Annotated in this window: 14 protein-coding genes, 3 tRNA genes and 3 rRNA genes; 13 read left to right on the top strand and 7 right to left on the bottom strand. The window is 48.0% G+C overall.

What is annotated here, in order from left to right; genetic code table 11:
- The first annotated feature begins 8 nt into the window (after positions 1-8).
- The 11 genes from L6472_RS03295 to L6472_RS03345 all read left to right on the top strand — a co-directional run bounded on the left by L6472_RS03295 (position 9) and on the right by L6472_RS03345 (position 11173).
- Positions 9-932, top strand: coding sequence for a hypothetical protein (locus tag L6472_RS03295; RefSeq protein ID WP_237807158.1), 924 nt, complete (start codon positions 9-11; stop codon positions 930-932).
- The gene (gene purT / locus L6472_RS03300; protein ID WP_237807159.1) at positions 929-2134 is read left to right on the top strand and encodes a formate-dependent phosphoribosylglycinamide formyltransferase; all 1206 of its coding nucleotides are present in this window, start codon (positions 929-931) and stop codon (positions 2132-2134) included. Before L6472_RS03295 ends, purT begins: the two co-directional genes overlap by 4 nt.
- Before the next feature lie 3 nt (positions 2135-2137).
- The gene (locus tag L6472_RS03305; RefSeq protein WP_237807160.1) at positions 2138-2536 is read left to right on the top strand and encodes an FdtA/QdtA family cupin domain-containing protein; all 399 of its coding nucleotides are present in this window, start codon (positions 2138-2140) and stop codon (positions 2534-2536) included.
- On the top strand, positions 2533-3474 hold the full coding sequence (locus L6472_RS03310; protein WP_237807161.1) for a GNAT family N-acetyltransferase: 942 nt from the start codon (positions 2533-2535) through the stop codon (positions 3472-3474). The genes L6472_RS03305 and L6472_RS03310 overlap by 4 nt, the downstream gene beginning before the upstream one ends.
- A 12-nt stretch (positions 3475-3486) precedes the next feature.
- On the top strand, positions 3487-4209 hold the full coding sequence (locus L6472_RS03315; protein ID WP_237807162.1) for a Bax inhibitor-1/YccA family protein: 723 nt from the start codon (positions 3487-3489) through the stop codon (positions 4207-4209).
- A gap of 381 nt (positions 4210-4590) precedes the next feature.
- Positions 4591-6120 (top strand): 16S ribosomal RNA (locus tag L6472_RS03320).
- Positions 6121-6330: 210 nt separating this feature from the next.
- Positions 6331-6404 (top strand) — tRNA-Ile (locus L6472_RS03325).
- 24 nt (positions 6405-6428) lie between these two features.
- Positions 6429-6502, top strand: a tRNA-Ala gene (locus tag L6472_RS03330).
- A gap of 251 nt (positions 6503-6753) precedes the next feature.
- Positions 6754-9650 (top strand): 23S ribosomal RNA (locus L6472_RS03335).
- A gap of 143 nt (positions 9651-9793) precedes the next feature.
- Positions 9794-9906, top strand: a 5S ribosomal RNA gene (gene rrf / locus L6472_RS03340).
- The 16S, 23S and 5S rRNA genes sit together here with 2 tRNA genes alongside, the layout of an rRNA operon.
- Before the next feature lie 91 nt (positions 9907-9997).
- Entirely contained in the window at positions 9998-11173 is a 1176-nt protein-coding gene (locus L6472_RS03345) for a sugar MFS transporter (protein ID WP_237807163.1), read from the top strand.
- A gap of 155 nt (positions 11174-11328) precedes the next feature.
- Here the strand turns inward: L6472_RS03345 and L6472_RS03350 are convergent, their stop codons facing one another.
- The 3 genes from L6472_RS03350 to coaW are packed head-to-tail and all read right to left on the bottom strand — an operon-like array spanning position 11329 to position 17885.
- The gene (locus tag L6472_RS03350) at positions 11329-14532 is read right to left on the bottom strand and encodes a beta-L-arabinofuranosidase domain-containing protein (RefSeq protein WP_237807164.1); all 3204 of its coding nucleotides are present in this window, start codon (positions 14530-14532) and stop codon (positions 11329-11331) included.
- A gap of 23 nt (positions 14533-14555) precedes the next feature.
- Positions 14556-17003, bottom strand: a complete 2448-nt coding sequence (locus L6472_RS03355) for a zinc-dependent metalloprotease (protein ID WP_370640907.1) — start codon at positions 17001-17003, stop codon at positions 14556-14558.
- A 51-nt stretch (positions 17004-17054) separates the two neighbouring features.
- Positions 17055-17885 (bottom strand): type II pantothenate kinase, encoded by an 831-nt coding sequence (coaW, locus tag L6472_RS03360; protein ID WP_237807167.1) that lies wholly within the window; start codon positions 17883-17885, stop codon positions 17055-17057.
- 170 nt (positions 17886-18055) lie between these two features.
- Between coaW and L6472_RS03365 the strand changes: the two genes are divergently transcribed.
- Both L6472_RS03365 and L6472_RS03370 read left to right on the top strand, forming a co-directional pair.
- Positions 18056-18679: a deoxynucleoside kinase gene (locus tag L6472_RS03365; protein WP_237807169.1), complete on the top strand. Its 624-nt coding sequence runs from the start codon at positions 18056-18058 to the stop codon at positions 18677-18679.
- 74 nt (positions 18680-18753) lie between these two features.
- Positions 18754-19374, top strand: coding sequence for a deoxynucleoside kinase (locus L6472_RS03370; RefSeq protein WP_237807171.1), 621 nt, complete (start codon positions 18754-18756; stop codon positions 19372-19374).
- A gap of 123 nt (positions 19375-19497) precedes the next feature.
- Here L6472_RS03370 and L6472_RS03375 read toward each other — a convergent pair.
- From L6472_RS03375 to lpxK, 4 genes are all read right to left on the bottom strand, one after another.
- A tRNA-Phe gene (locus tag L6472_RS03375) sits at positions 19498-19570 on the bottom strand.
- A 632-nt stretch (positions 19571-20202) separates the two neighbouring features.
- On the bottom strand, positions 20203-21264 hold the full coding sequence (gene thiL / locus L6472_RS03380) for a thiamine-phosphate kinase (RefSeq protein WP_237807173.1): 1062 nt from the start codon (positions 21262-21264) through the stop codon (positions 20203-20205).
- A gap of 20 nt (positions 21265-21284) precedes the next feature.
- The gene (locus tag L6472_RS03385; RefSeq protein WP_237807175.1) at positions 21285-22157 is read right to left on the bottom strand and encodes a purine-nucleoside phosphorylase; all 873 of its coding nucleotides are present in this window, start codon (positions 22155-22157) and stop codon (positions 21285-21287) included.
- Positions 22042-23229 (bottom strand): tetraacyldisaccharide 4'-kinase, encoded by a 1188-nt coding sequence (gene lpxK, locus L6472_RS03390; protein WP_370640877.1) that lies wholly within the window; start codon positions 23227-23229, stop codon positions 22042-22044. Before lpxK ends, L6472_RS03385 begins: the two co-directional genes overlap by 116 nt.
- Between the last annotated feature and the right edge of the window lie 33 nt (positions 23230-23262).

Genomic DNA, 23262 nt, shown 5'->3' on the forward strand with positions numbered 1-23262 from the left:
TACAGAATATGATAACTTCGAAGTTTAATCGTCGCGCTGTTATTGGTGCTTTGCTAGGTATAATGCTGGGAGTAATCGCCAGTGGCGGTGTCTCTGCATTGCAGTCTTCTACCTTGGTGCCATTGAGCCTGACTATGATAGCTTTGGGAACCTTGTTCTGCCTGGGCTATCTTTGTTGGTTGCGACGTATTACGGTGTACCCAGATGGAATCGAGACCAGGAGTGTGCTGTTGCCGTTCTGGCGCAGATTCTATTTCTTTACGGAGTTTGACTATTTGGAAACCTCGCGGATGCGAGAGGGCGAAGTGTTGAGGCTCATACGTGGCGGGCGCCGCGTTATAAGCATCGCTTCTGCTGTCTATAGTAACTATGAACAGCTCTGCGAAGCTATCAGGGTGAAACAGAAGGAGAATTTCAGAGCGCGCGATAATGAGGAGGTCGTCTCGGAATTCAGGATGCCTTACATATATGGAGCTTGGGGATTTATGCTGATGGCATTACTCTTTCCTCTTGGCTGCATCATGGGTGGAGGAGAGATGACTTTGGGAAAAGTGCTATTCTCACTTTTGGGAATTTTGTTCTTTGGCGGCATAACGCTGACATATCTCTACTCTTTCAAGCGTATCACCGTGTGGAGAGGACAGATGGAGGTGAGCAGCTTGTTGTGGCCATTCAGAACAAGATACTACCAAATGTCTGATTTCGATGGATGCTATTATATCACTATCACAAACGACGGACAGCTGGGCGCGCAGACTGAAGAGGCACGCTGGTTGGTGAAGAATGGAAAAGTGAGACTCAATATCGAGGAAAGAAAATATAAGAACTATGAGGCATTGAAATATGCCACGCAAACAAATTACCTGGGAAAGTTGGAAATGACCGCTTTTCAGGCCATGAAGTATGAATTTGGTAAAACGTTAAAGCTATGAAGAAAATACTATTGTTAGGCTCAGGCGAACTGGGCAAGGAGTTCGTGATTGCTGCTATGCGCGCAGGACAGTATGTGATTGCCTGCGACCGCTACGACAATGCACCGGCTATGCAGGTGGCTGACGAGCGCGAAGTGTTTAACATGCTCGACGGCGATGCATTGGAGGCTGTCGTAAAAAAGCACCAGCCCGATATTATCGTGCCAGAGATTGAGGCTATTCGTACGGAACGCCTATTCCAATTTGAAGAACAAGGCATTCAGGTAGTGCCTTCTGCTCGTGCCGTCAACTTCACGATGAACCGTCGGGCTATTCGTGATCTGGCTTCAAAAGAGCTGGGCCTGCGTACGGCAAAGTATTTCTATGCTAAGACTTTCGATGAATTTAAGAGGGCTGCCGACGAGATCGGTTTCCCATGTGTGGTTAAACCTCTCATGTCTTCGTCGGGGCATGGCCAGAGCTATGTTCACAATGACGATGAATTGGAACAGGCTTTCAAGGAGGCTATGGAGGGCTCGCGTGGTGATGTGAAGGAGGTTATCATTGAGGAGTTTATTGATTTTGACTCTGAATTCACATTGCTCACGGTTACTCAGCAGCATGGTTGGCCAACGCTGTTCTGTCCGCCAATTGGACATGTACAAAAGGCGGGTGACTATCGCGAGTCGTGGCAGCCATATAAGTTGCCTGATGAGGCACTAAAACAGGCACAGACTATGGCTGATAAGGTGACGAAGGCTTTGACGGGTGCAGGCATCTGGGGCGTGGAGTTCTTCCTAACGAAACAAGGGGAGGTTATTTTTAGCGAACTGTCGCCCCGTCCGCACGATACTGGGATGGTGACACTTGGTCATACTACCAACTTGTCGGAATTTGAACTCCACTTCCGCGCAGTAATGGGATTGCCTATTGCTGGCATCCATTTGGAACATGCTGGTGCTTCTGCGGTAATTCTTTCGCCAGAGAAAGTGTCGGCGCCAATTGATAAGTCTTTGCTTGACTACAATCTGACTGATGCTCTGAAGGAGGACCGAACTCGTATTCGTATCTTTGGAAAACCGGAGGCTCACAAGGGACGCCGTATGGGCGTGGTGCTCTGCTATGGCGAAGTAGGGGATGATGTCAATGTGCTTCGCGAGAAAGCTAAACGCTTGGCTAAAACGGTCTTGGGAACTGATCCATATACTAAATTTGAACATTAAAAGATGGAACGCGTCAGTATCATAGAACTTCCCAAAATCGTTGACCCAAGGGGAAACCTGACGGTGGCAGAGCAAATGAAGAATGTCCCGTTTGATATCGCCAGGGTTTACTGGACTTATGATATTCCTTCTGGTGAACATCGTGGCGGACATGCACATCGATCTTGTGAGGAGGTGATTATTGCTGTCAGTGGCTCGTTTGACGTGGAGGTGTATGATGGTAACGTGCGCCAGACTTTTCATCTGAATCATCCGTATCAGGGGCTTTATGTGGGGACTAACGTATGGCGCACGCTTGAGGATTTCTCTAGTGGCGCAGTATGCTTGGTTCTGGCTTCTGAGTTGTTTAATGAGGATGAATATATCTATGATTACAATGAGTTTGAACAAATTGTGAGATGATGTTCCGTATAGTACGATATGACGAAACTCTGCATGATGTATGGAATCGATACGTAGATAGGGCACGTAACGCTACTTTCCTGTTCTATCGCGAATACATGGATTATCATAGTGATCGTTTTAAAGATCACTCGTTGCTGTTCTATTCAGGGAACCATCTGCATTCTATTCTCCCGGCACATGAGGATGGCGAATTGTTTTGCTCTCACAAAGGACTGACTTATGGCGGACTGCTGATGGACGAGGATGTGACTACTGCAGATGTGGTTCACTTATTTGAGGAGTTGAACGACTATCTGCGACAGATGGGATTCCAAAAGGTTCTCTATCGCGCTATTCCTTGGATTTATCATCGCTTGCCTTCTGAAGAGGATTTGTATGCCATGTTTTGGAAATGTGGTGCACGCCTGCAGCAACGTATGTCGGGTACGGTCATCTTTCTCGATGCTCATCTTCGCTGGCGAAAAGACCATCGGCGCCGCTTGAAACAGGCACAGATGGCAGACATTCAGGTGAAACGGGATGCCAGTTTGGCAGAGTTTTGGCCTGTTCTCAACGATAATCTCCAGAAAAAATTTCAGGCACAGTCTGTGCATACACTTCAGGAGATAGAGCTATTGAAGTCTCGCTTCCCTGATAAGATCATACAATATAGTGCATATCTGGATGGTCGAATCATAGGGGGTATCACTTTCTACGTAATGGGACATGTTCTGCATGGCCAATATAGCGGGACAACTGATGAGGGAAAACGCCTTGGTGCCATGGAGGCAATCTATGAACAGGTTATGTATCATGACTATCAAGATTTGAAATATCTCGATTTTGGCACTTCTAACGAACAGGGCGGACTGGTTCTGAACGAAGGACTAATTGCTCATAAGGAGGGATATGGCGGACGTACTGTGATGTACGATACGTATGAATGGATACTTTAATACTTAATAATTATGGATTACGAAGAAATGAACTATCAATCACTGTCTTCGCGGCAGCGTGAATGGAACTCATCATTGGCTTTTTCTGCTTTGATGAGAAAAGTATATGTGTGGATGTCTTTGGCATTGGTGATTACTGCACTGGCTGCCTATGGGGTGGCTACGAACCCGGTCATGACGGAGATACTTCTTTCTAACCCTGTCCTGATGTGGGGTATAGTGGGAGCTGAACTGTTGCTGGTTATTGGACTCGGAGCAGGAGTCAATAAAATGTCACTTACGGTTGCGACAACGTTGTTTATCGTTTATTCAATCTTGAATGGCGTGATGCTTTCTTCTATATTTTTTATTTATAGCTTAGGAAGTATTACTACTGTATTCTTAATCACGGCTTCAACTTTCGGAGTAATGTCTTTATATGGATATGTGACGCAAAAGGATTTGACTTCATGGGGAAGATTACTTATGATGGCATTAATAGGCCTTATTATTGCTACCATTGTGAATGTCTTTGTGGCAAGTCCTGGGTTGACTCTGATAGCAAGTTATGTCGGTGTTCTGGTGTTTGTGGGATTGACAGCGTACGATACGCAACGTATCAAGCAGATGTTCCTGACAGCCCCTGATGCAGGAGAACATATGCAGAAATATGCACTACTTGGCGCTTTGAACCTCTATTTGGACTTTGTTAACCTGTTCCTCTATCTACTTAGGATTTTTGGAAAAAGAGAATAATAGTCCTTATATATAATAATGTATAAGGTTGCAGATTTGTCAATATACAAGAAAATCTGCAACTTTTTTATTAAAAAAAGAACGAAAATGTTTGGCGGTTCCGAAAAAAGCCGTACCTTTGCATCCGCTTTCGCCTCACAACGAGGCGCAAAAACAAAAGAGAGTTCTTTGAAAGATTTACATAGACAGAGAAGTAGTACAAGAAGCGAGTACTAATCCTTATGGAGAGGTACTTGGGTAACAGTAAACGAACCGTCAATGCTATATATAAATATAGGTTGATAGACTTGATACTTTTTGGATAGTCATTCTGAAACAGATAACAGATGGGTCTTTTCCAGCTCAGGTTGGTTAGGATTCAGTCTAAAGATACAAACATATACAATGAAGAGTTTGATCCTGGCTCAGGATGAACGCTAGCTACAGGCTTAACACATGCAAGTCGAGGGGCAGCATTTCGAAAGCTTGCTTTTGAAGATGGCGACCGGCGCACGGGTGAGTAACGCGTATCCAACCTTCCCCTTAGTAGGGCATAGCCCGGCGAAAGTCGAATTAATACCCTATGTTCTTTACGGATGGCATCTGAAGTAAAGCAAAGATTTATCGCTAAGGGATGGGGATGCGTCTGATTAGGTTGTTGGCGGGGTAACGGCCCACCAAGCCTACGATCAGTAGGGGTTCTGAGAGGAAGGTCCCCCACATTGGTACTGAGACACGGACCAAACTCCTACGGGAGGCAGCAGTGAGGAATATTGGTCAATGGGCGAGAGCCTGAACCAGCCAAGTAGCGTGCAGGATGACGGCCCTATGGGTTGTAAACTGCTTTTGTCAGGGGATAAAAGAGGGAACGTGTTCCCTATTGCATGTACCTGAAGAATAAGGACCGGCTAATTCCGTGCCAGCAGCCGCGGTAATACGGAAGGTCCGGGCGTTATCCGGATTTATTGGGTTTAAAGGGAGCGCAGGCTGGTGATTAAGCGTGACGTGAAATGCCGCGGCTCAACCGTGGAAGTGCGTCGCGAACTGGTTACCTTGAGTGTATTCGACGTCAGCGGAATTCGTGGTGTAGCGGTGAAATGCTTAGATATCACGAAGAACTCCGATTGCGAAGGCAGCTGGCGAGGCTACAACTGACGCTAAAGCTCGAAGGTGCGGGTATCGAACAGGATTAGATACCCTGGTAGTCCGCACGGTAAACGATGGATGCCCGCTGTTGGCGATATACAGTCAGCGGCCAAGCGAAAGCGTTAAGCATCCCACCTGGGGAGTACGCCGGCAACGGTGAAACTCAAAGGAATTGACGGGGGCCCGCACAAGCGGAGGAACATGTGGTTTAATTCGATGATACGCGAGGAACCTTACCCGGGCTTGAACTGCAGGCGAACGATTCAGAGATGATGAGGCCCTTCGGGGCGCCTGTGGAGGTGCTGCATGGTTGTCGTCAGCTCGTGCCGTGAGGTGTCGGCTTAAGTGCCATAACGAGCGCAACCCCTCTCTTCAGTTGCCATCAGGTTAAGCTGGGCACTCTGGAGACACTGCCACCGTAAGGTGTGAGGAAGGTGGGGATGACGTCAAATCAGCACGGCCCTTACGTCCGGGGCTACACACGTGTTACAATGGGAGGTACAGAGAGATGGTGTCCCGCAAGGTGCATCAAATCCTTAAAGCCTTCCTCAGTTCGGATTGGGGTCTGCAACCCGACCCCATGAAGCTGGATTCGCTAGTAATCGCGCATCAGCCATGGCGCGGTGAATACGTTCCCGGGCCTTGTACACACCGCCCGTCAAGCCATGAAAGCCGGGGGCGCTTGAAGTCCGTGACCGCAAGGATCGGCCTAGAGCGAAACTGGTAATTGGGGCTAAGTCGTAACAAGGTAGCCGTACCGGAAGGTGCGGCTGGAACACCTCCTTTCTGGAGTGTGTCGACGAAGTGCAAACGAAGTCAACACGCTATAAAAAGAGCTGACTATCTTCCCTTTGCCCCCTAAGTTAGGGGGATGGGGGGCTGAACAAAAGAAAGTCTTAGGTTCGTGACGAACCCAAGTGCTTCTTACTACTTACTTTGTTTATATCTAGAGAATAGATGAGCTGAGCGCGGATGTAGCGCCCGCAGCTTGAAGCCAGTCCTATAGCTCAGTTGGTTAGAGCGCCACACTGATAATGTGGAGGTCGGCAGTTCAAGTCTGCCTGGGACTACAAGCTAAATGAAACTCTGAAATTGGGGGATTAGCTCAGTTGGCTAGAGCACCTGCTTTGCAAGCAGGGGGTCAACGGTTCGAATCCGTTATTCTCCACTGTGAAGAATGGAAGAATTAAAGAATGGAAGAATTGAAGTCTTCAGTCTTTCAACTTTTTAGCTCTTCAATTTTCTTCAAGAGATCTTTGACATATTGTGACACAAGACTGTAAGTAAAGACTTTAAGTCAGAACTGAGTAGATTTTTAAATCTCAATACAGCTAAAAGTATGAGCTATAGAGAATTGAAGAGTTTAAGATTTGAAGAATTCAATTTTTCAATCTTTCAATTTTTCAATCTTTATAATAGGCGAAAGTAAGTTAGGGCGTCTGGTGGATGCCTTGGCTCTCGGAGGCGATGAAGGACGTGATAAGCTGCGATAAGCCTCGGGTAGATGCAAATAATCTTTGATCCGAGGATTTCCGAATGGGACAACCCAGCAGGCTGAAGGCCTGTTATCTGTACAATAGTATAGAGGCAAACGCAGGGAACTGAAACATCTTAGTACCTGCAGGAAGAGAAAATAAACAATGATTCCCCTAGTAGTGGCGAGCGAACGGGGAAGAGCCCAAACCGGTTGTGTGGCAACGCATAGCCGGGGTAGTAGGACCACGCTGTGGTACTTGAATGACGAGGAGAAGCATCTGGAAAGTTGCATCATAGAAGGTGACAATCCTGTATCCGAAGTCAGACGAGGCCTAGTGGTATCCTGAGTAACGCGGAGCACGAGGAATTCTGCGCGAATCTGCCGGGACCATCCGGTAAGGCTAAATACTCCCGAGAGACCGATAGCGAACGAGTACCGTGAGGGAAAGGTGAAAAGCACCCCTATGAGGGGAGTGAAATAGTACCTGAAACCAGTCGCCTACAAGCGGTCGGAGCTAGTTTATCTAGTGACGGCGTGCCTTTTGCATAATGAACCTACGAGTTACCATCACCGGCGAGGTTAAGTATCTTAGATACGCATCCGCAGTGAAAGCGAGCCTGAACAGGGCGTTTAGTCGGTGGGGGTAGACGCGAAACCAAGTGATCTACACATGGCCAGGGTGAAGTCCCGGTAACACGGGATGGAGGCCCGCACCAATAAGCGTTGAAAAGCTTCTGGATGAGTTGTGTGTAGGAGTGAAAGGCCAATCAAACTTGGAGATAGCTCGTACTCCCCGAAAGGCATTTAGGTGCCGCGTGCTGTGTTCACCTCATGAGGTAGAGCGACCGATAGGTCAAGAGGGCTTCACCGCCTATCGAGACCTGACGAACTCCGAATGCATGAGGTCTGTAGCAGTGCAGTAAGGGTGCGGGTGCTAAGGTCCGTGCCCGAGAGGAGAAGAATCCAGACCGTCGTCTAAGGTCCCGGAGTGCTGCCTGAGTTAGTCTAACGAAGTCTGGCCTCGATGACAGCTAGGATGTTGGCTTGGAAGCAGCCATTCATTCAAAGAGTGCGTAACAGCTCACTAGTCGAGAGGCCGGGCGTGGATAATAATCGGGTATAAGGCAGCCACCGAAGGCGCGGGATAGCAATAATAAAAGTATCGGTAGGGGAGCATTCCATCGACGCTGAAGGTAACGGATGACCGTTACTGGAGTTTATGGAAAAGCAAATGTAGGTATAAGTAACGATAAGGGGTGTGAGATCCACCCCCGCCGAAAGACTAAGGTTTCCCGGGCGATGTCAATCAGCCCGGGGTGAGTCGGGTCCTAAGTTTAAGCCGAACGGCGAGAGCGATGGCTGATACGGTTAATATTCCGTAACTGCCTTCAGGAGCGACGTGGTGACGGAGCAGTGACACTGCCGCGCGCTGACGGAATAGCGCGTTGAAGAGGGTAGGCAATGAGGAATGCAGGCAAATCCACATTCCGAGCTGAATCTCGATAGTACGGAAGCCTCTTCGGAGGCATCTGATAGTGCAGGTAATCAGACTCCCGAGAAAAACCGCTAAGCTTAATCCTGGAGGTACCCGTACCGCAAACGGACACACGTAGTCATGTAGAATATACTAAGGCGTTGAGAGATTCGTGGCTAAGGAACTAGGCAAACTGACCCTGTAACTTCGGGATAAAGGGTCCTCTCTTCGGAGAGGCGCAGAGAATAGGTCCAGGCAACTGTTTAACAAAAACACAGGGCTGTGCGAACTCGAAAGATGAAGTATACAGCCTGACACCTGCCCGGTGCTGGAAGGTTAAGAGGAGATGTCAGTCGCAAGATGAAGCATTGAATTGAAGCCCCAGTAAACGGCGGCCGTAACTATAACGGTCCTAAGGTAGCGAAATTCCTTGTCGGGTAAGTTCCGACCTGCACGAATGGTGTAATGATCCGGACGCTGTCTCGGCCACGAGCTCAGTGAAATTGTAGTATCGGTGAAGATGCCGATTACCCGCGATGGGACGAAAAGACCCCGTGAACCTTTACTACAGCTTAGCATTGACCTTGGTCATCGGATGTGTAGGATAGGCCGGAGGCTGTGAAGTGGGCGCGCCAGCGTTCGTGGAGCCATCCTTGAAATACGGCCCTTCTGCTGCCTGAGGTCTAACTCGCTAATGCGAGGACACTGTTTGGTGGGTAGTTTGACTGGGGTGGTCGCCTCCAAAAGCGTAACGGAGGCTTCCAAAGGTACCCTCGGGCCGATTGGTAACCGGCCTTATAGAGTGCAAAGGCATAAGGGTGCTTGACTGGGAGGGAGACATCCCGAGCAGGTAGGAAACTAGGGCTTAGTGATCCGGTGCAAGTGTATGGAAACTGCATCGCTCAAAGGATAAAAGGTACTCCGGGGATAACAGGCTGATCCCCCCCAAGAGCTCATATCGACGGGGTGGTTTGGCACCTCGATGTCGGCTCGTCACATCCTGGGGCTGGAGAAGGTCCCAAGGGTTGGGCTGTTCGCCCATTAAAGTGGCACGCGAGCTGGGTTCAGAACGTCGTGAGACAGTTCGGTCTCTATCTATCGTGGGCGCAGGAGTCTTGAGTGGATCGGTCACTAGTACGAGAGGACCGTGATTGACAGACCTCCGGTTTACCGGTTGTACCGCCAGGTGCACCGCCGGGTATCCGCGTCTGGATCGGATAAGCGCTGAAAGCATCTAAGTGCGAAGCCGGCCACAAGATGAGGGCTCCATTGAGGGTCGTTGTAGACTACGACGTTGATAGGCAGCAGGTGTAAAGACGGTGACGTCAAAGCCGAGCTGTACTAATTGCCCGAAAGCTTTCGCTTACTGCGCTTTTACTTTCAACTGTATGGTTTTGTCCTTAGAGTCAGAAAGACTTCAGTTCTTGTGTTAAATGTGTCACCTTATACCTTATATAGACACACTATAGAAGCAATAGAAACTATGGTTGCTATATAAAAGAGAAATATCAGGTGGTTATTGCGGCGGGGTCCCACCTCTTCCCATTCCGAACAGAGAAGTTAAGCCCGCTTGCGCCGATGGTACTGCAATGCAATGCGGGAGAGTAGGAGGCCGCCATCTTTACAGAGAGCCCTGATTCAACACTGAGTCAGGGCTTTTTTTTTATTAAGATTATTTTATTATGGTTTGACCGAAGTGGTTTAATTTGAAGATGAAAAAAGAGCGTATTACTTATTCAAGATACTTGACTCCTTTTATTTTAGTTACGCTATTGTTTTTCCTTTGGGGATTTGCAAGGGCTATTCTTGATGTGTTGAATAAACATTTTCAGGATGAAATGGCTATTTCTATAACGCGTTCCGCATGGATTCAGGTTACTACATATCTAGGTTATTTCCTGATGGCTATACCTGCAGGAATGTTTATTCGTAGATATGGTTATAGAAATGGTGTTGTATTAGGCCTATCGATATTCGGTCTAGGCGCTCTTGCTTTTATACCCATTTCCTCTTTTTACGGATTTCTTATTGCGTTGTTTATTATCGGTTGTGGATTAACCTTTTTGGAAACAGCTGCGAACCCCTATGTAACAGAGCTAGGACCGAAAAGGACATCGGCTAGTAGATTGAATCTGTCTCAGACGTTTAATGGTATGGGATGTTTTATGGCTACGCTTTTGGTTGGACAATTTTTATATCGTGAAAGCGCGAAAGGTGCAGATGTTGCTGTTCCTTATGGTATTCTCGGTACAGTTGTCCTTATTATTGCTGTTTTGTTTTCACGCGTAAGACTTCCCGAGATAAAGCATGATCAACATGATAATCAGGGTTTAACTTCTGTTCTGAATAACAGATGGTTCCTATTTGGATTTCTTGCTTTATTATGTTATGAGATTGCGGAAATATCCATTAATAGCTATTTTATGAATTTTGTAACCGACACAGGTTGGATGTCTAAATTGATGGCTTCACGTTTAGTGTCGTTTGCTTTAATCATCTTTATGTGTGGACGCTTTATTGGTAGTTGGGTTATGAGTGCTGTAAAGGCTGAGAAGATGCTCTTTTTCTGTGCTTTTGGCTCGGTAATATGCATGACATTGACTTTTTTAGATTTGGGAGTTCTTTCTCTTTTTGCTTTAGTGCTAAACTATCTTTTCGAGGCTATCATGTTTCCAACTATTTTTTCGTTAGCTATTAGGGGACTTGGATCTCAAACTAAAAGCGCTTCTTCTTTGTTGATGATGACACCAATAGGTGGCTGTGGTTTCTTGTTGATGGGGTACCTTGCGGATCATACAACCCCCTACATACCATTTATACTCCCTTTAACAGCATTTCTTGTTGTTCTTGTATATGCTGCGTTAATGGTAAGAAAGTCTTCTGTCTGATTCTAGTTTTATCCTATATAAAAAGCATCCTAACTATGTCAAATTTCTTTGGTAGTTAGGATGCTTTCTCGCTTTATAGAATTATTCTAAGACTTGTTCTGCTGATTAGTTTGTTGGTTCGAATAGTTGTAGATGGCTTCTTCTATTTATGGATGTTACTTTGCTACTTTACAACCGTTATGAATATAGATACCACGTGTCGCATACGAGGGTTGTTCCACCTGTATGCCACCAAGGTTATAAATATGCTTCTGCTCGAGCCCTGCCTTATAGCGCAACGGCAGAATATTGGTCCGTTGGGTTAGATAGTCGTCAACGCTTGTTACAAAATTAATATCGTAGATTTCACATGAGCCGTCGGTGTTCGATGACGTAAGTCCGAAGATTGTCTGGCCAATACACACGCTGGGACGAGTTCCGGTGAAGTTGTCATAGAGTCCGCTCTTCGACATGTCCCAGGCAATGAGTTGCTGCTGACTACCGTCAACGATGACTGTTTGCTGGACATTAGGTGTCACCTGGGAACCATGATTTATGCCGTTCAGCCACCAGAGATAAGAAGCTCCAGAGAAGAACTCCAGTCCTTGTCCGCGTACCACCAGAAACTTCTGATTGATGTCAATGTCGTAGTCGCTGCTCTCGTGTTTCAGCATCAGCGCAATGTTGTTGTTGCCAGTGCTCTTCGCTTTGATAATGTTGCTTTCAGCATCGTAAGTGATGCTACTGGCCGGAATACGACGTGTGTCGCCTGTGGTCCAGTCGCTGGCTTGAAAGCGATAGGCCTTAGCTGCGGGATTATAGCCGCACAATAATCTGAGATAGTAGAGTCCGGGATTCAGTGTTCCTGCCGTAGCTGCAAGGCGCACTACGAATTTCGTCTTTACAGAACCTTCCCCATCCTTCAACAAAGATGCAGGAATGGGGAACTCTATATTGTAGAATCCGTTTTCAGCTCCCTTGTAGTTGGCCGGAATGTTGATGTCGGCTATCTTCGTGCCGTCGACCGTGAGTACCGCCTTTCGCCCTTGGTCTGCCGTAGTGAAACGGCACATGACCGAGAGGCTGTCGGCTACTTGAGTCTTGTTGTACAAGGTATATTGCACATATCCCCCCTTCTGAGCATCACGATAGCTCTCGCCATTGTATGAACCTTTGTTGGAGTCCGATGAGTAGTTGTATTCATGGCCAGCTTCGCTCTGCTGCTCGCCTGGAGCCACGAAGTCGAGCGTGCGAGCCAGTAGAGCCTCGTTGGCAGTCTCTGTCTGCGCCATGTCGCTTTGAGCAAAGTTCTCAGCCGTTTGCTGATACCAATAGCACATGTAGCGACCATGATGAATCTGATAGAAAGGCTGCAGCGTGAGCGTATGCCATTTGTAAGTTTCTACACCCTCACGACTGGCGTCGATGTTGAAACGCAGTGAGTTGTCGCTAGTCACTACGCGCTGAATACGGCTCAGCACATTGTCACGCTGGCCTATAAGTAGTGGCGCAGAAAGAAGATTCTTGGAAGTGCCCATCGAGCCGGGTGCATGATCCATGCGACCAGCACCGCCATACTCGTTTTGCAGTTCCTCGTATGCGAGTCCTGTCTGTGCGACCTCTGCCTCGGTAGGAACAGTAGTCTGAGCGCCCAACAAGATGGGCCCAAACTTGAAGGCGATGTAGTCGGTGTAGTTGGGACACACCTCATAGCGCAGTTCCATGGGTAACCACACGGTGATTTTATCGCCTACGCTCCAAGTGCGACTGATTGTTATGTAGCTGGCTTTGCCCTGTTCTACCGCCTGATTGACAGCCTGGCCGTTGACTAGCACTTGATACTCCTTGCCAGCCCATGCCGGATGTCGCACAGCTATGGTATATGTGCCCCCTCGAGTGATGGTGAGTTGTGTAGTTGCTGTGTTGCTAGTAGGCAAAGTCGACGAAGAACTGTCGATATTGGGGAAGATGGTCTCCTGCCGAATGCCGAAGGTAGCATCGCTCAGTTCTGAAGGGGTGAAGAGATTCACATAGAGGGTCTTGTTGTCATCATGTGTATAGATGAAGTGACCATACTTAGAATGGTTCTCCATGCCTGTTCCCACACAGCACCACATGCCCTGGTTCACTTGCGAGTAGATGCGGTAACCTTGTGGACGTAGTGTTGTGAAGTAAACATATCCGCCAGTGGTGGGATCCTGTGTAGAGAGAATATGGTTCCACATGGCTTGCTCATAGAAGTCAGCATACTTGGCATCGCCAGTGTGGTCGCTCATCATCTCAGATAGTTTCAACATGTTGTTCGTGTTGCATGACTCAGGTCCATCCAGTTGGTCGATATACCTGTTACTGTTCTTTTCCGAAAGAAAATGCTCGTTCACTGAGTTACCCCCGATGCAAACTGTTCTGTTTGTTGCTACATCCTTCCAGAAGTTCTCTGCTGCTATTGAGTATGATTGATTGTCAGCCTCGCCAATTCGCTCCATGCCAATATATTTTGGTACCTGTGTGTTGGCATGCAGCCCGTCCAGAAAAGTCGTGTTGAGAGTCTGCATGCCGTTCAACATCTTCTTGTGCGTATATTTCTTGGCTGCATTCAGATATTTTGTGTCGCCAAAGAGCTGATAAGCATCCATCAGCGACTCGTTCATGCCCCCATGTTCGGTGTCAAGTACCTTTTCCATATCCACATCACTAACTTGTGCAATCACGTTGACACTCCAGTCGGCCAACTTTCTGAACATCTCCTTGGCCGTCTCGCTATCCCCGTAGAGGTATGCATCGCGCAGTCCCGCCAGAATTTTGTGTTGACAATAGAAGGGCACCCATCCTCCATGTGTCTTATAAGGTTGAATGTCTCCTTTGTAGAGCGCCTCCCAATCGCTGTTGATTGGTTGCCCTCCAATGAAGCCGTAAAGTCCGCTGTGATTATCGTTGAACTGATCCTGACAATCCTTCATGACCTTGATCATGTAGTCCAAACGCTCTTTCAGTTGCGTTTTCATGTCGTCATCATGACAAGCCGCATAGGCGAGTGCCAATGCCGAAAGGTAATGTCCGCCTACATGTCCGCTAAGGTCGAAAGACGCATTGCCCCAGTTGTCGAAGTTTGGGTGTTTCGTCAGCCATTGAAAGTAGGGCGATGTGTTGTCTGTCGTTGCTGCTAGTCCGGCCTGTCGGACGTATGGTGTCAGCAGACGGTCTGTGTCATACTTCAACAATACTTGAATATTCAGGTCCATGGCCCGCTTCATCGGACAGTCAAGCAAGGTGACCTGTTCCAGATCGAAGTGCTTAGGGTACAGTTCACTTTGAGCCTCTGCAGCAGTTCCATACCCGCAGAGTATCAGACTTGTAAGTAGTAGTTTTGGTAGTTTCATTTTCAATTAGTGTTTATTTGTTTTTATTTCACTGTTGTCCGCCTTTCACGTATCAGTTTCAGCTGTCGTAGCATGTCTTCATAATGAAGCGCATTCAGACCGCTGCTCTCCTGCAGTTGTTGTTGACAGAATTTCTCCACCTCTGCCAGATTCATCAACACATAGAGTGAAGCGTCCGAGTTCATGTAGCGTCCCATGACCCCTTTCATGTCAGTTTCCGTCGGGTTCAGAATTGAGTTCAGGTGTTGAACATACGAACGCTGCAATTGTCTTCTTGCCTTCGCCTTTTGGTCGTTAGCTTTGCCAATGGGTTTCCATACAGCGGTCTTCAAGTCTTCAAGATAAGCGTCAACAGCATAATCCGTAGCAGCAATGTTGTTGAACATCAGTGGTGTCATCATTCGGTTCAGCAGGTTGCTCTGCATCTGTTGATGTGTGTTTGCTACGTCAGTCGCCGTCTTCGAAACGATGGCGGTGGGGTAGAGCCATTCCGGCATCTCGAACACCTGCTGCCCAATGAATGCCACAGCTTGCTTCTGTCTTTCTGGTGAGGCATATTCCACAGGTGTGCGTCCGGGCATGTTGTTTGTGTATCGCGAGCCAATGTTCTTAGCAACGTGATTCACATATCTGTTAAACTGGTCGCGTACGGCATTATACATCTCGCTGAGGTCGTCATACTGGTCGTTGTCCTGATGAGTCCATTCAGGCAGTTTCTGCATGATGCGCTTCAGGTTTTTGATACCATATTCCGATGCTTTCACGCTGTTGTCGCCCAGATCCTCGGTCTGCGCACGTGCATCCTCGTTTCGTCCTTCGCCTCCGAACCATAGTCGTGGGTTGCCTTTCAGCGTGCGGGTCGTCTCCGTCATCAGTTGCTCTTTTTCCTCATATTCATCTTTGAATTCCGGTCGCCACTGGTATCCCCATTTTATGGCCCATTTGTCATAGTCGTTGATGCGTGGGAACAGACCCTTTTCGCTGATTTTGTCTTCTGGTTGAGCCACGTAGTTAAAGCGTGCATAGTCCATGATGCTTGCAGTGTGTCCATTGGCTTCGACCCAAGCCTTGTCGCGCAGCTTTTCAACAGGTGTGGCAAACGATGCCCCCATGTTGTGGCGCAGTCCAAGCGAATGACCCACTTCATGACTGCTCACAAAGCGAATCAGCTCGCCCATCAGTTTGTCGTCAAAGTGCATGGTCTGTGCCCGCTTGTCCACAGCACCACATTGTGTCATATACCACTTGGTCAGCAGGTTCATCACGTTGTGGTACCAGCAGATGTGTGCCTCAATGATTTCGCCCGAGCGTGGGTCCACGATGCGTGGTCCGTAGGCATTCTCAGTTTCAGACGGCAGATAGCGCAATACCGAATAGCGTGCATCTTCCAGACTGATGTTTGGATCATTTTCTGGCAGAACCTTTGCCGTGATGGCGTTTTTGAATCCAGCAGCCTCAAATGCCACGTTCCAATCCTTGATGCCTTGAATAAGATAGGGAATCCATTTCTTGGGTGTTGCAGGGTCAATGTAATAGACAATCTGTTTTTCAGGTTCGGTCAACTCCCCCCTCAGGTATTTCTTTTTGTTCTTTGGCACCAGCCTGTAACGTGAGATGAACGACTCGTGCTGCGTCTTGTGTTGCTGATCGCTGAAGCGAACGTAGTTGTTGACGAAGTAGCCTACACGTTCATCCCACAGACGTTTGCGCATGGGCTCCTTTGGAAGCAATACGATTGACGTATTGAAGGCCATGGTCATGGCACCCGTTTTCGAAGCTTCCGATCGTCCAGCGCTCGAACCGTAAGTGCGTGTTGAAGCCACCTCGATATTGGTAGGGAACACCTTGATAGTGTCAATGAATGTCAGATCCTTGTTTTGTCCGCCCACTTTCAGCGTGCCTTTGTTTCCGCTTGCGAAGCTCGTCAGGTGGCTGTCGCCCGTGAGGAACGACGTCACCTCAATCAAACTGTTGTCTTCTTCCTTGTTGCGACCAATGATTTTAAACGAGCGTACGATGGGATCTACGGTCGATTGTTCCAGTGTGCGGGCAATATTGTCTTTGTCGTCAGCTACGTGCGACAACACATATTGGCGCATCATCAGTCGTGTGGTGTCCCGGCGTTCAAAATATACGGTGCTATGACTGACCTCTTCGCCTGCAAACAGTCCGAAGTTCTGTGGCACTGCGGTGAGTCGTGTGACAAACAGCAAGTAGCGTCCTAAGATAGAGTCAGGCACCTCGAAGTAGTATTTGTCGTCGATATGGCGCATGCCAAACAAGCCATTGGTCACGGTGCCCCCCTTCTTGATCAGTTTTTCATATTCCGTCTCCTTCTTTTCTTCCTTTTTTGTTGTATGCTTCTGACTTTTGTTCTTTGTCTTTAGCGTATCCACTTCGACAGAATCATTTTGCAACGTGTCAGTCTTTGCCACCATAACGGGGCTGGCCTGCATGTTGCAAGCCATCATCATTGCTATTATTGTAGTCAGTGTCTTATTCATAGTTTCTTGCAGTAGTTTTTATTTCATCTCCTTTTTGCCGTAGGCCAGTGCTGCGCCAATGGCAGTGCAGAACTGCGAGTATTTCGGAATGTGGAAACGCACATTGTATAATTTCTCGAGTGCTGGGAATATATCCTTGCATTGTGGCAATAGCGACAGGTGCCCAATCAATACCATGTCGCGACAGTCGGTGCCCTGAGCTGCCAGCACGGCAGCCGAGCCGATTGACTGCAGTACCATGGTGATGATGCCGCATGCAATGTCTTCGCGCGAGGCGTCGTTCTTGGCATGTGCAAAAAGCGAGGCCGTAGCCTCCATGGGCAGACCGGGAAGCGGCTGTGCCGATATGTCGCCAATGAGCAGGTTGATATGCTTGATGTTGCCTTGCATGGCCAGTTCCGACACCTGTTTGATGTCGCTGGTGTTCAGCATGATGCGCGACAGTCCTTGCAGTGTGCCACCGCCAATGCCGATACCGCCGATGTGTTCTATCTTGTCGCCATGACACATCACAAACGAAGTGCCAGTACCCATCGACACCACGATGGCATGATCGATGTGAGATTCGAAGCGTGCGCCAAGCGCGTCAGCTATAAACTCATCGCAGCGACTTGTTTTGACGCCATAGACATCGTTCTTTACGTAGGCAGCACCCACACCTGTCAGCATGACGTGGTCTATCTCTTCCAGTTGTAGGCTGTTGTCGTGCAGATATTTTCCAAATGCTCCATACAGCGAGGTGATAGGATCTGCAGCCGTAATACGTATTGGTGCCGATGGCTTTCCATCGCGCAGTCCAACTATCTTTGTGGTGCTGATGCCCACATCAATACCTAATATTATACCCATAATCAAGAGATTTTGGTGCAAAGGTAGCTATTTTCTTTCATATAACAATAGTTTTAACAAATAATATAATGTTCGCATGCGTACGTATGCGCGATGCCATCTTTTCTTCAGTCCACATTTGGATGTTAGGAAAAAACTTTGTACCTTTGCCCTGTCGTAATACTAAAACAATGTATATTGCAGTAGCAGGTAATATCGGTAGTGGAAAGTCAACGCTCACACGCATGCTGGCTCATCATTATGGATGGGAGGCACGTTTCGAATCCGTTGACCACAATCCTTATTTGGAAGACTATTATAGCGACATTCATCGGTGGTCTTTCAATATGGAGGTGTTCTTCTTGAAGGAGCGCTTCCGCGATTTGATAGATATCTCCAAGTCAGACCATACCATCATTCAAGACCGTTCAATCTATGAGGGCGTCTATGTGTTCATGCAGAACAATAAAGCCATGGGCAATCTCTCCGACCGCGACTATGAAACCTATATGGAGTTGTTCGAACAGATGATGAGTGTGGTTCATTACCCCGATCTGATGATCTATCTCAAGGCTTCGGTGCCACATCTGGTAGGCAACATACAAAAGCGCGGACGCGACTACGAGCAAACCATGAAGTTAGAGTATCTCGAGAACTTGAATCGTCGTTACGACGATTTTATCAGCCAGATGTATAAGGGGCGGGTGATGGTTCTCGAGAAAGACAATCTGGATTATCAGAACAATCCTAAAGACTTCGCTAAGATCATCGACCGTATCGATAGCACCCTCTTCGGTCTCTTTCCGCCCCAATAATATATGGTGAGGCAGAGAATCTTTCATTATTTAACCCTCAATACAACATCTCCTTTAACTCCCAATTTAAGAATATGCATATCGCAGTAGCAGGTAATATTGGCAGTGGCAAGACCACATTGACTAAAATGCTGGCCCATCGCTATGGATGGACCCCACGATTCGAACCGGTAGATAATAATCCGTATCTGGAAGACTTCTATGCAGACATGAAACGCTGGTCTTTCAATCTGCAGATTTATTTTCTGAACAAGCGCTTCAAGGAGGTGGTTGAGATCTCACAGTCAGAGGACACCATCATTCAGGATCGCACCATCTTTGAGGATGCCTGCATCTTTGCTCCCAATCTTCATGGACAAGGCCTGATGAGTGATCGCGACTTCAACAACTATAAGGATCTTTTCGACCTGATGATGTCGCTGGTCAAGTTGCCCGACCTCATGATCTATATTCGTTCAAGCATCCCCACACTGGTGGCACAGATACAGAAGCGCGGGCGCGAATACGAGCAAACCATGCGTCTCGACTATCTGGAAGGCCTGAGCAAGCGCTACGAAGATTGGATAGAGACCTATCAGGGACAACTGATTGTCATCGATGGAGATCACTGTAAATTTGGAGATCGGGCCGAAGACTTCAAGCAGGTGACAGACATGATCGATGCTAAGCTTTACGGCCTGTTCCCTATGGAGTGAACCGCAAAAACGCATCAACAGGGTCAGACTATTGGTCTAACCCTGTTGATGCGTGGTGGTATATAACAACAAAAATCCCGCTAAAGTCCTAAGACTATCGCGGGATTTAAATGAAAGGAGGAGTGGTACCTCCAGGAATCGAACCGGGGACACACGGATTTTCAGTCCGATGCTCTACCAACTGAGCTAAGGCACCATTGTTCTTTTAGATCACTGCATCCTTTCGTTTGCGGGTGCAAAGGTACAACAAAAAGTGCAACCTGCCAAACAATTATTGGATTATTTTCTCCATAAGCCTGTTTTTAACACATTTTTGCTAATTTTCTCGGTGTTATTGGCGTCTGTTACCTTTTTTATGTCGGTTCAGCTGGTTGCTCAAAACGAGTCGTTTCTTCTGCTCTTTGCGTCACTATGACGATGCTATACTAAAGCTTTCGTCATGCTAAAGTTATGCTTTTGATATGATTCCAGCCCCTGGATGTTTCAATTCCAGCCCCTGGAAAGTCAAATTTTAGCCCCTGGAAACCGCAATTCCAAGGTCTGAAACTGGGCTTTCCAGGGGCTAGAATCGATGCAAAAGAGCCACTATTGCATGACAGAAGTGACGCTCTATGCTTGGCAAAGGCCAACTATTGTGTGGTTATAGTGACTCAGTTGGCCGTTATTCTGAATTGCGCACGTTTGGGGCTATAATCCTGTTTTGTTGAATCATGAATACTGGAACTGTCAAAATGACAGCCGATCGTATTGTAGTGAGCAGATGCCTGTTCTTGAAGGTGTTCTCAGGTTTTGAAGAAACTGCTCAGTTAGGATACGATATACATATACTTATAGTGGGTTCCATCCTTGCGCTTTGAGCTCGAATTCCTGATTGTCGCGTGTCACGAGTACATGGCCGAATTTCGCATCGGTGATGTGACCGATGAGTCGCACGTCGTCCATCTCTTTGATTTTCTCCAGGTCTCCGATGGGGACGGTGAACAACAGCTCATAGTCTTCGCCGCCATTCAGGGCACAGGTGGTGACGTTCATGTTCATTTCCTCGGCCATCACAGCCGTCTGATAGTCGATGGGCAGTTCCTTCTCGTAGATGCGGCAACCCACACCGCTCTGCTTGCAGATGTGCATCAGCTCAGACGAGAGACCGTCGCTGATGTCCATCATGGCCGTCGGACGTACGCCAGCCTCGCGCAGTTTTCGGATAATGTCGCCTCGCGCCTCAGTTTGAAGCTGACGTTGCAGCAGGTATTCTTTTCCAGCAAAGTCGGGCGAGAAGTGGGCCAGCTCCTCCAACGCACGCTGATCGCCTTTCTTCTTGGCCTCTTCCACCTGCTGATAGTACACGCTCTTCTCGCGTTCCAGCAGTTGCAGCCCCATATAGGCAGCCCCCAAGTCGCCGCTCACGCAGACCAAGTCGGTGTCTTTCGCGCCGTTACGATACACGATATCCTCCTTGCGAGCCTCGCCAATACAGGTGATACTGATGGCCAGTCCAGTGTAAGACGAGGTCGTGTCGCCACCAACAATGTCCACATTCCATTTCTCGCAAGCCAGACGCAGGCCGGCATAGAACTCTTCCATGTCCTCTACGGTGAAGCGCTTGCTGAGGGCCAGCGATACAGTGATCTGTCTTGGCGTGCCATTCATGGCAAACACATCGCTGATGTTCACCATGGCAGACTTGTAGCCCAGATGTTTCAAGTCGATATATGTCAGGTCGAAGTGCACACCTTCCATCAGCAGGTCGGTGGTTATCAGTACCTCGCTATCGGGGTAGTGAAGTACGGCGCAGTCGTCTCCTACGCCGTACTTGGTTGATTCGTTCTTGTTTTCTAAATCTTTTGTCAGTCTGTCAATCAGACCAAATTCTCCTAATTTTGCTATTTCCATAAACAATGGGCTTTGGATTATTACTTCCAGTTCTCTGTGGGGTGATCGGTATTAAACTCTTCTGAGGCGTTATGCTCCAGTTTTTCAGAGCGTACAATCATCTCACGCATGATTTCGGTCATCACAGGTTGTGCCTTGTCGGCAGCTTCCTGCACCTCTTCGTGGCTGACCTCTACGGGAATATCGAAGCCTCCCAGGTCAGTGACGACGCTGATGCCGAAGGTGCGGATGCCGCAATGGTGAGCCACAATGACCTCGGGCACTGTTGACATGCCCACGGTGTCACCGCCCAGAATGCGATACATCTTGTATTCTGCAGGTGTTTCGAAAGTAGGTCCCTGCACCCCCATATAAACGCCATATTGCAGTCTGATCTTCTTCTCGCGTGCAATCTGGCTGGCCAGCTTGATGAGCGAGGGGTCGTAGGTCTCGTGCATGTCGGGGAAGCGAGGCCCGGTGGGGAAGTTCTTGCCGCGTAGCGGATGTTCAGGGAAGAAGTTGATGTGGTCTGTGATCACCATCAGGTCGCCGATTTTGAATCCCGGGTTCATGCCTCCGGCGGCATTGCTGACAAAGAGTGTCTTGATGCCCAGCTCGTACATCACGCGAACGGGGAATGTCACTTCCTTCATGGTGTATCCCTCATAATAGTGAAAGCGTCCCTGCATGGCCATGATATCCACGCCGCCCAGTTTGCCGAAGATCAGTTTTCCTGAGTGTCCTTCTACGGTAGATACGGGAAAGTTGGGGATTTCGCTATATGGGAATTCGTAAGAGTCAGTTATTTCTGAAGCTAATTGTCCGAGGCCTGTCCCCAGAATGATGGCTGTTCTTGGGCTTGTGGTCATCCTTTCTTTTAACCAGGATGCTGTTTCTTGAATTTTTTCGTACATAGTTAATAATTTTTTGGTTAAACTTATCGGTTTGTTCAAGCATGAATTCAATCTCGAGTGGCAGTACAAAGAGACTGCTTTTCACGGCTTCACTCAGGCCTTGTGTGTGTTTAATGCGTGCAGCATCCTTCTCGGTGGTGACGATGCATTTAGGCCCTTGCAGGTTGTTGAATTCAGCATTGATTCGTTCTATATCTTGTGGATTGAAACTGTGATGGTCTGGAAACGTGAGCGGGTGCAGCGATGCTGCATGGGGTTTAAGGTCTTCGATCATCTGTTGTGGCGATGCGATACCCGTCAGCAACAAGCAGTTCTGGTCCTTTAGGTCAGTCAGATTGCCCGCCTTTTGTGCCAGTTGCGCGTTGGCAGCTTCTTTGAATAGGGGTGTCAGTTTGCCGTAAGACAGAGTGCTGAAGTACAGCTCTTGATAGGGAAACAAGTCCATTGCCTTGGTGATAACCCGATATTCCATTGGCGTCAGGCTTTTGGGGCATTTCGTGACGATGATGATGTCTGCGCGGTTCTTGCCCGATAGCGGTTCGCGCATGCGTCCTGCAGGCAACATTTTGTCGTAGATGATCAGTCGGTGATAGTCCACCAACAGAATGTTGATGCCCGGTTTCACGTAGCGATGTTGGAAGGCGTCGTCCAGCAGTATGACGTCGAGTTTAGGGTCTTTCTGCAGCAATAACTTGATGCCCTTGGCCCGTTTTTTCTCTACGGCAATAGTAATGTCGGGGAATTTCTGCTTCATCTGGTAAGGCTCGTCGCCAATATCCTGAGCAGTCGAATGCTCGTCGGCAATCAAGAAGCCTTTCGACGTCCGCTTGTAGCCACGACTCAGCACCGCCACCTTCGCACTTTTCTCCAGCAATCTAATCAGATATTCGATATGAGGTGTCTTGCCAGTACCGCCCACGGTGATGTTGCCCACCGAGATGACAGGTGTGCTGAAGCTCTCGCTTTTCAGTATGCCCATCTCAAAGAGATAGTTTCGCATCTGTACCACGCAGCCGTAAAGCCAGCCCAGTGGCAGTAGCCATTTGTTGATTTTGATGAAGTCGCCTTCCATACCTATGGTTTACTTGAAGAATAGTGCCACTTT

Source organism: Prevotella sp. E13-17 (assembly GCF_022024035.1).
In the GTDB taxonomy this organism is placed as follows: Bacteria; Bacteroidota; Bacteroidia; order Bacteroidales; family Bacteroidaceae; genus Prevotella.

Coding starts and splice junctions, on each gene's coding strand:
- L6472_RS03295 (WP_237807158.1), top strand. CDS start 9: ATGATAACTTCGAAGTTTAATCGTCGCGCTGTTATTGGTGCTTTGCTA.
- purT (WP_237807159.1), top strand. CDS start 929: ATGAAGAAAATACTATTGTTAGGCTCAGGCGAACTGGGCAAGGAGTTC.
- L6472_RS03305 (WP_237807160.1), top strand. CDS start 2,138: ATGGAACGCGTCAGTATCATAGAACTTCCCAAAATCGTTGACCCAAGG.
- L6472_RS03310 (WP_237807161.1), top strand. CDS start 2,533: ATGATGTTCCGTATAGTACGATATGACGAAACTCTGCATGATGTATGG.
- L6472_RS03315 (WP_237807162.1), top strand. CDS start 3,487: ATGGATTACGAAGAAATGAACTATCAATCACTGTCTTCGCGGCAGCGT.
- L6472_RS03345 (WP_237807163.1), top strand. CDS start 9,998: ATGAAAAAAGAGCGTATTACTTATTCAAGATACTTGACTCCTTTTATT.
- L6472_RS03350 (WP_237807164.1), bottom strand. CDS start 14,532: ATGAAACTACCAAAACTACTACTTACAAGTCTGATACTCTGCGGGTAT.
- L6472_RS03355 (WP_370640907.1), bottom strand. CDS start 17,003: ATGATGGCTTGCAACATGCAGGCCAGCCCCGTTATGGTGGCAAAGACT.
- coaW (WP_237807167.1), bottom strand. CDS start 17,885: ATGGGTATAATATTAGGTATTGATGTGGGCATCAGCACCACAAAGATA.
- L6472_RS03365 (WP_237807169.1), top strand. CDS start 18,056: ATGTATATTGCAGTAGCAGGTAATATCGGTAGTGGAAAGTCAACGCTC.
- L6472_RS03370 (WP_237807171.1), top strand. CDS start 18,754: ATGCATATCGCAGTAGCAGGTAATATTGGCAGTGGCAAGACCACATTG.
- thiL (WP_237807173.1), bottom strand. CDS start 21,264: ATGGAAATAGCAAAATTAGGAGAATTTGGTCTGATTGACAGACTGACA.
- L6472_RS03385 (WP_237807175.1), bottom strand. CDS start 22,157: ATGTACGAAAAAATTCAAGAAACAGCATCCTGGTTAAAAGAAAGGATG.
- lpxK (WP_370640877.1), bottom strand. CDS start 23,229: ATGGAAGGCGACTTCATCAAAATCAACAAATGGCTACTGCCACTGGGC.